The sequence below is a fragment of the Janthinobacterium sp. BJB304 genome (genome assembly GCF_002735765.1).
GTDB lineage: Bacteria > Pseudomonadota > Gammaproteobacteria > Burkholderiales > Burkholderiaceae_D > Janthinobacterium.
Window position 1 is genome coordinate 74,194 of record NZ_PDZN01000029.1, and the last position, 9,895, is coordinate 84,088.

The window sequence follows — 9,895 nt, forward strand, 5'->3', positions numbered from 1 at the left end:
ATGCATGCAAGCATACAGGCGGCGTTATCGGCCTTCGACCTCGCCGCGCAAGAGCGGCGCCTGCTGAAGATCGATTTCCCCCATGACGATGGACCGGCCGGCGCCATCCTGCTGGTCAATTCGCTGACCGCCAGGGAAGAAGTATCGCGCGACTTCCGTTTCGAAACCGAGCTGCTGTCGGACGACGCACACATCGCGCTCAAGGCCATGATGGGCCGCATGGTGACCATTTCCATGGTGCGCGACGATGGCACGCTGCGCCACTTTAACGGCTATGTGGGCGAATTCTGCCTGCTGCGCGCCGACGGCGGCTTCGCCTGGTACCGGATGGTGCTGCAGCCGTGGCTGGCCTTTGCCCGGCTGCGCCAGGACAACGTGTCCTTTCATGGCCAAAGCGTCATGCAGCTGACCGAAACAACGTTTGCGCATTACGAGCAGCGCGACTGGAAAACCAGCATCCATGGCGACGATCCACAGATCACCTGCGCCAACCAGCACAATGAAACCGACTACAACCACCTGCACCGGCGCTGGGAAGCCCTCGGCTGGCATTACTGGTACGAGCACAGTGCCGATGGCCATACCTTGTGGCTCGCGGACAACAGCACCCTGGCTGACATGATCGCCACAGCATCCGGCGACGGCGCCATGCGCTTTCACGCCGAGTCGGGTTCCCTGGAAGACGATGGCCTGCAACAATGGCAAGCCGTGCGCCGGATCGGCTCGGGACAGCTGACCTTGGCCAGTTTCGACTATAAAAATCCGCAGCCACGCCTTGCCAGCGGCTACTCGCTGAATCGCCAGGGCGACGTATTTGCCCACGAGTTGTATGAAGATACGGGCGCCTATGGCTACAGCAATGTCGATGATGGAGAGTCCCTGGCACAGCGCCGCATGGAAGAAAGCGACCATCTGCGCCAGTATTTCGAGGCGGCAGGCAATCACCGTGGCGCGCAGCCCGGCCTTTGTTTCCGGCTCGATGGACATTTCAGCGCCGAGGAAAAGCGCTATCAGCCTGGCCAGGAACGCCCGGACAGTATTGCCGAACGCGAATACCTGATCCTGTCAGCCGAGCATATCGCCAGCAACAATTATCAAGCGGGGCCCAGCGCGCCATCGGATTATGCTAACACGCTGGTGTGCGTGCGGCGGGACATTCGCTGGCGCCCGGGCCGTGGCTACAACAGCACGCCGTGCGTGGTTGCCGGCGTGCAGACGGCACTGGTGGTCGGGCCGGCCGGGGAAGAAATCCATACCGATGCCCTGGGACGCATCCGCCTGCAATTTCACTGGGACCGCCTGGGCAAATTCGATGAACGCAGCTCGCCATGGATACGGGTCATGATGCCGATGGCGGGACCGCAAATGGGACAGATCGCCTTGCCCCGCGTGGGACAGGAAGTGGTCGTGCAATTTCAGGACGGCAATATCGACCATCCCATAGTCATCGGCGTCGTCTACAACAGCGCCAATCCGCCGCCATGGCAATTGCCGCAGCAACGCGCCCTGTCCGGCGTGCGCAGCCGCGAACTGGGCGCCCGCAGTGCCAACCACCTGGTACTCGACGATACCAAGGGGGCGATCCAGGCACAGCTGCGCAGCGAGCACCAGGACAGCAGGCTTTCATTGGGCAACATCACCCGCATCGACGACAATGCCGGGCGCAAGGAAGCGCGCGGCGCGGGCTTTGAATTGGCCAGCAACGCCTGGGGCGCCCTGCGCGCTGCCAGAGGCATGCTGATCAGCACAGAGACTTCGGCAGGCGCCGCGTCGATCAAACAGCTCGACGAAACACAGTCCCGCCTGGCGCAGGCACGCCAACTGCATGAGGGACTGGCCGGCATGGCCGTCGATGCGGGCGCGCAGGACAGTACCGCACAGCAAAGCGCCGTGGCCGACACCATCCAACGGCAAAACGCCGCCATCAAGGGCAGCGGCGGCGACTTCCCGGAACTGTCTGAACCACATCTGGTGCTGGCCAGCCCGGCCGGCATCGAGCTGAGCACGGCCCAGTCCATCCACCTGGCCGCCAGCGAGCATGTGGCACTCACCAGCAGCAAACATATTTCACTCGCCAGCGGCGACAGCATGTTTGCCAGCATCGCCAAAACCTTCAGCCTGTTCGTGCACAAGGCCGGCATGAAACTGATCGCCGCCAGCGGCAAGGTAGCCATCCAGGCCCAGAGCGACGAGGTGGAAATCCTCGCCCGGAAAGTGCTGTCGCTGATCAGCGAAGCGGACTGGGTCAACATCAAGGGCAAGAAAGGCGTGCGCCTGCACGGCGCCAACCACATGCTGGAAATCAGCGACAAGGTGCAGTTCTTCACCTCCTCGCCCGTGCTCTTCAACGGCAACCTGGAAACCCTGGCGCCGAAGAGCGTGTCGCAGGAATTCAATGAACGGCCACACAGCAGTTTTGACCAGGAAGTGTTGCTGGTGAATGTCGACGATACACCGGCCGTTGGCCTTGCTTTTGAAATCCTGCGCGATGACGGCAACATGCCCGGCAAAAGCGCGGAAGACGGTTCCACGCAACTACAAAAATCCACGGGCATGGACAGCTACATCATTCGCTATAAGGGAGAACTGCCATGAGTGACAACGATGAGCTGAACAAACGAGGTAATCATCCAAGAGAATTTACACAGGGTGTGGGCGGATGGGCTGAGTACGCGGTGCAGATGACCAGAACCAGCGACACAGCACGCCATGAGGTCGCCAAGCCTCCAGGCAAAGTGATACCGATTATCTTTCTGCCGGGTGTCATGGGCAGCAACTTACGTATGTCCAAGGCGCGGCAAAAACGGTTGGAGCGCCCGGACAATCGAGCATGGCGACCGGACGACTTGATGGGGGTGGGAGGGATGGCAGACGTTGCAGCCGGAACTGGTTTAGGCGGATGGTTCAGAGAAGCTACGCCTCAACAACGTCAATTGGTGTTTGACCCCAACGAAACAGAAGTCGAATACTACCATTACACAGAAAACAATGGACGATTTGACGCGGAGGGACCACAAACAATGGCTTCCGATATACGACATCAGAACGTTCCTGACAGTCTGACAGCCATCCCTCCCCTGATGGGCTCGAACAGAGTCAACCCCGGCAGCCGTCCTGTACAAGGGAAACCGCAAGCGTTCACAACTCCAGCGCAGGTAGCCCGATGGCGCGGCTGGAGCGAAGTGTTATTTGATGGAGCTTATGGCTCCATGCTCCAACACACTGAAAAGCACATGAACAATATGGTGTTAGGCGGGAAGCTGCATCCAGTCTGGCGCGGGACAAGTGGCTTGAGTGCGTCGGTAATGAAAGACCCATCCACGTTTGGTGGCATATCAGGCAATCCCGTAACGGAAGAAGACTTGAAAAAATCGCGGCATGCTGGTACCCAGTTCACGCGATGGGCTACAACTTTGTGCAGAGCAATAGCGTCACTGCCGTGACCATTGCCAAACGCCTAAGAGGCCTGGTCAAAGGTTATCGTGAGCGAGGATTCAATTGTCATGAAGTCATTCTGGTCACACACAGCATGGGGGGCCTGCTGGCCCGCGCCTTGATACACCCTGACTATGGAAAAATAGTCAACGACAGTGACCTGACCATACTTGGCATTTATCACAGTGTTATGCCAGCCATCGGCGCCGCCGGGGCGTATAAGCGCATGCGATTCGGCTTTCAGGAAAAAGACACTACTGCCGGTGAATACGAAGCTGAGGTACTTGGCATCAATGGTGTCCATGCGACCGCCATTCTGGCGAATGCCCCGGCACCGCTGGAGATGATGCCTGGCGTCGTGTACGGTGAAAAATGGCTCAGGGTGGTAGATCAGCAAGACAAAGAACTGTGGAGCTGGCCGCGCGAGGGCGCTACAGCATTGGATGCTATTTATTTGCAACCACCAAATGCGTGGTGGCGGCTAATAAATCCAGAATGGATAAATCCGGCAAAAATAGAAGAAAAAAATGGTGGTGGTTTGATGAACGTTAATCGCAGGCTCAAAAACGCGTTTGAATTTTTAGAATCAATAAAAGATACGTTCCACTCCCTTACTTATGCAAGCTACTGCGCATCACCGAAGCGTTTAAGTTATGGCAACGTCGCATTCAAAGTAATCCATGGGCTTAACAGCGGGCTACCAGATGCCAAAGAAAGACCCAAGTCACTCTCTCCTGAAAAATGGTCTCTGCACGGAGACAACGCCAAAAATGAGCTTATTGTTCAAGCTGGCCCTCAAAAACTACGATTGCGGCTAATGCCAGCCAGTGCCGCTGGCGATGACACAGTACCCTCAAAAAATTTAGAAAAGTGCTTTAAAAAAGAACGGTTATTTATTCATGGGGTGAAAGATGGAACTGATTACGGGCACCAAGATAGCTATTCGAATCCAAATGTACTTGCATCAATGCTATATTCCATTATACAAATCGCAAAAACAGCAAAGTGGAATTGATCATGTTTAGTCAAAAAAAAATTCTTTTCACCACTATTGCAATGTTTGGATTGTTCCAACCTTTCAAAGCGCTAAGTTCGATCGAGGAGAATGCCGTGTCAGAAAATATCGCTCTTACTAAACGTCTTGAAGTGCTCTTTCTAAAAACGAAATTGGCATGTTTTGGGCGCTACACCCTGCGCATACCGCAAGAGACAGAATTGATTTTTGGGGAAACATCACTACCATCAACGATTGAAATAAGAACCGATGGATTGGCAGGACGCGACAAACAAGTTCTAGAAGATATTGAACGAATAAAATTCAACAACCCAACTTCGGAAATTATCTACAATGGAAAATTCCCAGCCGAAGGCATTTGGCAGATTCAATATTTCCCTGACAAATATACCAAAAATGAAGGCAATGTATATTTCAATACGTACATTACAAAAGGAAATATCACATTTACCATAGGAGACACTACTCCTGAAGGAAAAACAAGAATGGATGTCGCTGCCGAACAAATAGTTCGTGCAAATAATTTTCAATTACGCGAAGAATCTGACATACCGACGGAACCGGGAAATTGCATTCCTTACGGATTCATTAAGGGAAATAGCTATGAGGAACAGGAAATAGTTAGTGCGGGGCTGTATTTCCCCAGTTTTCCTGACGTCACATTTTCAGTAAGCTCGAATAAAAATGCATATATGGATTATTCGAGTGAATTGTATGAAAAAATGCACATTGAACTATCCCTCTTGGGCCGTATTGATATGGCCAAGAAAAGACAAGGCAATCGCTATCCCAAGAGAACCCTGCTACGCGAGGGCAAACGCAACGTCCAGCACTGGCAAGGAGAAGAGTCGCTGATACGACGAACAGATGGCGTGCACGATTTTGAATGGGCCCTGGTCGGCAAACCGCGCGATGTCGCGAATCCATCTGTACTGGAGGCGCATATGTACACCAAAGTCGCCCACAACATGGTCGGCGCAGCCGACGCCGCGTCGCTGACCGACGAGGAGGCCATCGCCTTGTGGGACAAGCTGCTGTCCGGCCTGAAGTTCCGGGTGAAAGTGCCGGGTGCGCCGCCGGGCTCGTATTACATCGATCCGGACAAGCCGGCGCAGTGACAATTGACAAACTCATGCTGGCGCCGTGCAAGCTGTTGCGCTAGCATGCTCCTTTTGCCCGGAAAGCCCCCATGCCCATCACCCTGCGCCCCGCCCTGCCCTCTGACATCGACGCCCTGTGGGCCCTGCGCACGGTGGCCGTGCGCGTCAGTTGCGCCACGCACTATGCGCCGGAACAGATCGCCGCGTGGACGGCCTCGCCCGTGCCGGCATCGTATGGCGCCATGCTGGCTGCCGGTGGCGGCATCGTCGCCATGCAGGACGAGGCCATCGCCGGCTACGCCATGCTCGATGCGGACAAGCAGGAAGTCGATGCCGTCTTCGTCGATCCCGCGCGCGCGGGACTCGGTATCGGCAAGCGCCTGCTGGCGGCGCTGGAGCAGCTGGCGCGTGGGCGCGGCATAGTGCGCCTGCACCTGTCCGCCTCGCTCAATGCGGAGCCGTTTTACCGGGCCGCCGGTTTTGTTGCCTTGCGCGCGGAAGCGTATGCGCACCCGAGCGGCATCAGCCTGGCCAGCGTGGCGATGGAAAAGGCGCTGGCGGCCGCCTGAACCTTCAGTCAGGCACCGCGCCAGCCTCGGACTCGGCCAGGCATTGCTGCAGCTTCGCGATCAGGGCGCGCACTTCGTCGTCGCCCAGGTCCAGCGGGTCGCCGTGCGCACCGACGGCGATCAGGCAGATGGCCGAGCCGTCGTACCAGGCGTCGAGGCGATCCTTGTCTTCATTCATATTGTTCTGCCTCATGTTGCAAATCCCTCCGTAAATCGTCCGGCGCCGCGATGCTGGCGCGGCCTTGCGGCACGGGAAAAACGGACGCCAGCTGGCCGTTGCCGGCCATGCCGGGCAGCCACTTGCTCAAAAAATCGTCGAGCGCGATGGCGCGCGGCTGGAAATGTTCCCACTCGCCGCTGGCGCACGCTTGCGCGTATGCCGCTTCCGGCCAGAACGGTATCGCTACCTTGGCGTCGGCTTGCGCCGTGGCCCAGCCGTCGTGGTACAAGCCCCACACTTCTTGCGTATCGGCTACCTTGCGCACAAAATAGCCATGGCGTTCGGCGGACGGCAGGCCCATCACGTGCTTGAACTTTTCAGGATGCACGGTTTCCCCCTGCCTCGTCCCATACCCGCAGCTGCGGCGTGCACCAGCCCGTCACCAAGTCGAGGGCGTCCAGTATCACGTCTTCCCGCGCCTCATCCTGCACGCCGTCCTGCGCAGACGCGCGCAATTCCTGCAGCAAGCCGGCCACTTGCGCCGCCGTCACGCCGCTGGCCTTGTAGCGCAGCAGGATGGCGCGCAGCATCAATAAACCTGCCCTGGCATCGAGCGCGGCCAGCAAGTCTCTGTCGATCTCGGCGATGATGGTGTGCGGCATGTCAGTCCGCCTCCCACTCGATGGCGGCCGGCCGCGCGCCGCCCGTCCTGAAAAAATCGGCAAAGGCACGCTGGCAGTGTTCCACATCAATGCACCACGCTTCCGGATACTCATCCACCTGGCCATTCGACAGCAGATAGCTGCAAACGCCGTCTGCCTCCTCGTCGCCCAGCGAGTGAAAACTCGAGTCTTCCTGGCCCGACAGATACATCAGCCAGGCGTTGCCGCCATTGCGCAGCATGCACAGGGCCGGGCCCTGCTCCGCATCGGTCGCCATGGTCAGCCACAGCTCGCACTGGGCCAGGGCGCGCGCTTCCTGCAGCGCTTGTTCCAGCGCAAGCACGCTGCCGATCGCACGCGGCTCGCCATGCAGATTCAATTCCATTGTCATGCTGTGCTCCCGCTCAAATCGTTCGTCGCCAGCGCCGTGCTCAGGTACAGCTTGCCGCTGAGGTCTTTCAATAAACTGCTCTGGCGCAAACGGTCCATCACGGGGCCCTTCACCTCGGCCAGGTTCAGGCTGATGCCGCGCTTGGCCAGCGTGCTGTTGAGCTCGATCAAGCCCAGCAAGGCCGTGCTGTCGATCTGATTGACGGCCGACAGCACCAGCACCAGGTGGCGCGCCGTCGGGTGGCCGCGCAACTCGTCTTCCACGCGCTCCGTGACGGCTTCCACATTGCCGAAGAACAGGCCCGCATCGATGCGCAGCAGCAAGACGTCGGGCAAGGTCTGCGCCTCGTAGCGCTCCACGTTGCGGAAGTGCTCGCTGTTCGGGATACGCCCCAGCACCGCGATATGGGGGCGGCTGGCGCGCCAGATCAGCGTCCCCATCGACAGCAGCACGCCGATCACCACGCCCGCTTCCACGCCCAGCACCAGCACGCCGGCCGTCGTCGCCAGCAGGGCCAGCGCATCGCTGCGGTCGTAGCGCCACGACAATTTCAAGGTATCCCAGTCCAGCAAGCTGCTGACGGCAAAGATGATGGTGGCGGCCAGCACGGGCAGCGGCAGCAGGGCCAGCCAGCCCGTGGGCGCCACCAGCGCCAGCGCCAGCAGGCTCGCCGTGATGATGCTGGCCAGGGGCGTGTTGGCGCCCGCCTGGAAATTGACGGCCGAACGCGAAATCGAGCCCGTGACGGGAAAGCCGCCCGACAGTGCGCTGGCCACGTTGGCCGCGCCCAGGCCCAGCAGTTCGCGGTTCGTCTGCAGTTTTTCACCGCGTTTTTGCGCCAGGGTCTGGGCGGCGGACATGCTCATCAGGAAGATAATGAAGGCGATCAGCAACGCCGGCGACAGCAAGGTGCGCCAATGGGCGCCCGAGGTGGCCAGGTTCAGTCCCGGCAAGCCGCTGGGCACGTGACCCGTCGTCTGCACGCCCATCGCTGCCAGGCCGCCATAGGCGACGAGCGCGATGCCGGCCAGCACCAGCGCCATCGGCGCCAGGCGCGCGCCCACGTCGGCGGCCACCTTGTTCAGCCCGCAGCGCTGCAGCAGGCGCGATGCGTAGCGCTTGGCCAGCCACAGGAACAGCAGGCCGGACAGCCCCAGCACGAGGCTGGGCGCGTGCCAGTGGGGAAGCGTTGCGCCCAGCAGGGGCGTAATCTGGCCCCAGATGATCAGGATCGCGGCGCCATTGCTGAAACCGCTGATCACGGGACGCGACAAAAAGCTGGCCATGAAGCCCAGCCGCAGCACGCCGCACAGCAGCAGGACCAGGCCGCTGATGAAGGCCAGCTGGGCGGCCAGCACGATGTACAGCGAGGAGCCGGGGTCGGCCAGCGGCGCCAGAGCGGCGGCCGTCATCAGCGAGACGATGGCCATGGGGCCCACCGATTGCGTCATGCTGCTGCCGAACAAGGCGTACAGCACGGGCGGCAGGATGCTGGCGTAGATGCCGACCACGGGCGGCAAACCGGCCACCAAGGCGTAAGCCATGCCTTGTGGCACCATCATCATGGCGACAACGATACCGGCGGTGATGTCTCCGGCCAACAGAGGACGCCGGTATTGCCTGAGCCAGAGCAGCATGGATGATCCCAAAATCTGAAAACCGAAGCCTACCATGCGACGAGGCCGGCTGACAGGGGGAACGCCATCAGTCTGGCAGCAATTGCGCCTTCACGGCATCGAGGATTTCCGCCGACAGCGCTTCGTCATCGACGGAACGGGCCAGCACCATGGCGCCCACCATGGCGGCAAACGTGGCAATGGCCTGCTGGCGCCGCCGCTCCGGCGTACCATCGGGCGCGCCGTCGGGCAGCAAGCCTTCCAGCAGCGCGAACTGCTGCCGCGTGGCTTGCGTAAACGCGGGGCGCGCGCCGGGCGACATGCGCGCCACGTCCGCGCCCATGGCTGCCGCCGGGCAGCCCGTGCCCGGCTGGTCGCGGTGCCGGGTGGTCAGATAACTGTCGATGATGGCCGGCAGCGCCCGCTGCGGGTCGCTGGCAATCTTCGCCCGCCAGCCTTCCAGCGACTTGTTCAAGGCGTGCTGGCACGCCTCGATCATCAAATCTTCCTTGGACGCGAAATGGCCATAGAAGCCGCCATGCGTGAGGCCCGCGTTCTTCATCAGGTCGGCCACGCCGATGCCGTCATAGCCCTTTTCGCGGAAAAATCTTGCCGCCACGTCGACGATGCGCTCGCGGTTCAGCGCCGCCTGCTCCCTGCTTACTTTCATGCTGCCCTCCTACATTTATGTCAATCATCATATAACTTTACGCCCGTTTGCGCCACTCTGTTAGCAAGCGCACCGTTTGATGGTGGCGCCGCGCCGATACTGGATCTTCGTTTCCAGGGAGGCCAAGCATGAACGAAAACAAAGACCAGTCCGCCGGCAACTTGCAGCGCGCCATCCAGCAGGAACAGGATGGCCGCGACGCCGTAGCAAAAGGCAAACAGGACAGCAAGCCCCCCGTGCAGACGGGCAGCCGCAGCCAGCCGGCGCCCCCCCTGCC

General features: G+C 59.7%; 11 protein-coding genes. 5 read left to right on the forward strand and 6 right to left on the reverse strand.

Annotated elements, in window-relative coordinates; all coding sequences use genetic code 11:
• From CSQ95_RS26160 to CSQ95_RS26175, 5 genes are all read left to right on the forward strand, one after another.
• Complete coding sequence (locus CSQ95_RS26160) at positions 1–2,595, forward strand: type VI secretion system Vgr family protein (protein WP_099411596.1); 2,595 nt, start codon at positions 1–3, stop codon at positions 2,593–2,595.
• Positions 2,592–3,443 carry a hypothetical protein gene (locus CSQ95_RS30190; RefSeq protein WP_257218226.1) on the forward strand — a complete coding sequence of 284 codons (852 nt, stop codon included), beginning with the start codon at positions 2,592–2,594 and terminating at the stop codon, positions 3,441–3,443. The genes CSQ95_RS26160 and CSQ95_RS30190 overlap by 4 nt, the downstream gene beginning before the upstream one ends.
• The gene (locus CSQ95_RS30195; RefSeq protein WP_257218227.1) at positions 3,440–4,450 is read left to right on the forward strand and encodes a GPI inositol-deacylase; all 1,011 of its coding nucleotides are present in this window, start codon (positions 3,440–3,442) and stop codon (positions 4,448–4,450) included. Before CSQ95_RS30190 ends, CSQ95_RS30195 begins: the two co-directional genes overlap by 4 nt.
• 2 nt (positions 4,451–4,452) lie before the next feature.
• Entirely contained in the window at positions 4,453–5,568 is a 1,116-nt protein-coding gene (locus tag CSQ95_RS30200) for a T6SS immunity protein Tli4 family protein (RefSeq protein ID WP_257218228.1), read from the forward strand.
• A 71-nt stretch (positions 5,569–5,639) separates the two neighbouring features.
• Positions 5,640–6,119, forward strand: coding sequence for a GNAT family N-acetyltransferase (locus tag CSQ95_RS26175; RefSeq protein ID WP_099411597.1), 480 nt, complete (start codon positions 5,640–5,642; stop codon positions 6,117–6,119).
• Positions 6,120–6,123: 4 nt separating this feature from the next.
• Here CSQ95_RS26175 and CSQ95_RS29385 read toward each other — a convergent pair whose 3' ends face one another.
• The 6 genes from CSQ95_RS29385 to CSQ95_RS26200 all read right to left on the reverse strand — a co-directional run bounded on the left by CSQ95_RS29385 (position 6,124) and on the right by CSQ95_RS26200 (position 9,618).
• The gene (locus CSQ95_RS29385) at positions 6,124–6,312 is read right to left on the reverse strand and encodes a hypothetical protein (protein WP_143450084.1); all 189 of its coding nucleotides are present in this window, start codon (positions 6,310–6,312) and stop codon (positions 6,124–6,126) included.
• On the reverse strand, positions 6,290–6,667 hold the full coding sequence (locus CSQ95_RS26180; protein WP_257218229.1) for a DUF2750 domain-containing protein: 378 nt from the start codon (positions 6,665–6,667) through the stop codon (positions 6,290–6,292). The genes CSQ95_RS29385 and CSQ95_RS26180 overlap by 23 nt, the downstream gene beginning before the upstream one ends.
• Positions 6,657–6,941: a hypothetical protein gene (locus CSQ95_RS26185; RefSeq protein WP_099411598.1), complete on the reverse strand. Its 285-nt coding sequence runs from the start codon at positions 6,939–6,941 to the stop codon at positions 6,657–6,659. The genes CSQ95_RS26180 and CSQ95_RS26185 overlap by 11 nt, the downstream gene beginning before the upstream one ends.
• Position 6,942: 1 nt before the next feature.
• Complete coding sequence (locus tag CSQ95_RS26190) at positions 6,943–7,332, reverse strand: Imm1 family immunity protein (RefSeq protein ID WP_099411599.1); 390 nt, start codon at positions 7,330–7,332, stop codon at positions 6,943–6,945.
• The gene (locus tag CSQ95_RS26195) at positions 7,329–8,969 is read right to left on the reverse strand and encodes a SulP family inorganic anion transporter (RefSeq protein ID WP_099411610.1); all 1,641 of its coding nucleotides are present in this window, start codon (positions 8,967–8,969) and stop codon (positions 7,329–7,331) included. The genes CSQ95_RS26190 and CSQ95_RS26195 overlap by 4 nt, the downstream gene beginning before the upstream one ends.
• Positions 8,970–9,036: 67 nt before the next feature.
• Positions 9,037–9,618: a TetR/AcrR family transcriptional regulator gene (locus CSQ95_RS26200; protein ID WP_099411600.1), complete on the reverse strand. Its 582-nt coding sequence runs from the start codon at positions 9,616–9,618 to the stop codon at positions 9,037–9,039.
• Positions 9,619–9,895: the final 277 nt, after the last annotated feature.

What these genes read in the sequence shown, in the direction of transcription:
- CSQ95_RS26160 (WP_099411596.1), top strand. Translation starts at nt 1, where the DNA reads ATGCATGCAAGCATACAGGCGGCGTTATCGGCCTTCGACCTCGCCGCG.
- CSQ95_RS30190 (WP_257218226.1), top strand. Translation starts at nt 2,592, where the DNA reads ATGAGTGACAACGATGAGCTGAACAAACGAGGTAATCATCCAAGAGAA.
- CSQ95_RS30200 (WP_257218228.1), top strand. Translation starts at nt 4,453, where the DNA reads ATGTTTAGTCAAAAAAAAATTCTTTTCACCACTATTGCAATGTTTGGA.
- CSQ95_RS26175 (WP_099411597.1), top strand. Translation starts at nt 5,640, where the DNA reads ATGCCCATCACCCTGCGCCCCGCCCTGCCCTCTGACATCGACGCCCTG.
- CSQ95_RS29385 (WP_143450084.1), bottom strand. Translation starts at nt 6,312, where the DNA reads ATGAGGCAGAACAATATGAATGAAGACAAGGATCGCCTCGACGCCTGG.
- CSQ95_RS26185 (WP_099411598.1), bottom strand. Translation starts at nt 6,941, where the DNA reads ATGCCGCACACCATCATCGCCGAGATCGACAGAGACTTGCTGGCCGCG.
- CSQ95_RS26190 (WP_099411599.1), bottom strand. Translation starts at nt 7,332, where the DNA reads ATGACAATGGAATTGAATCTGCATGGCGAGCCGCGTGCGATCGGCAGC.
- CSQ95_RS26195 (WP_099411610.1), bottom strand. Translation starts at nt 8,969, where the DNA reads ATGCTGCTCTGGCTCAGGCAATACCGGCGTCCTCTGTTGGCCGGAGAC.
- CSQ95_RS26200 (WP_099411600.1), bottom strand. Translation starts at nt 9,618, where the DNA reads ATGAAAGTAAGCAGGGAGCAGGCGGCGCTGAACCGCGAGCGCATCGTC.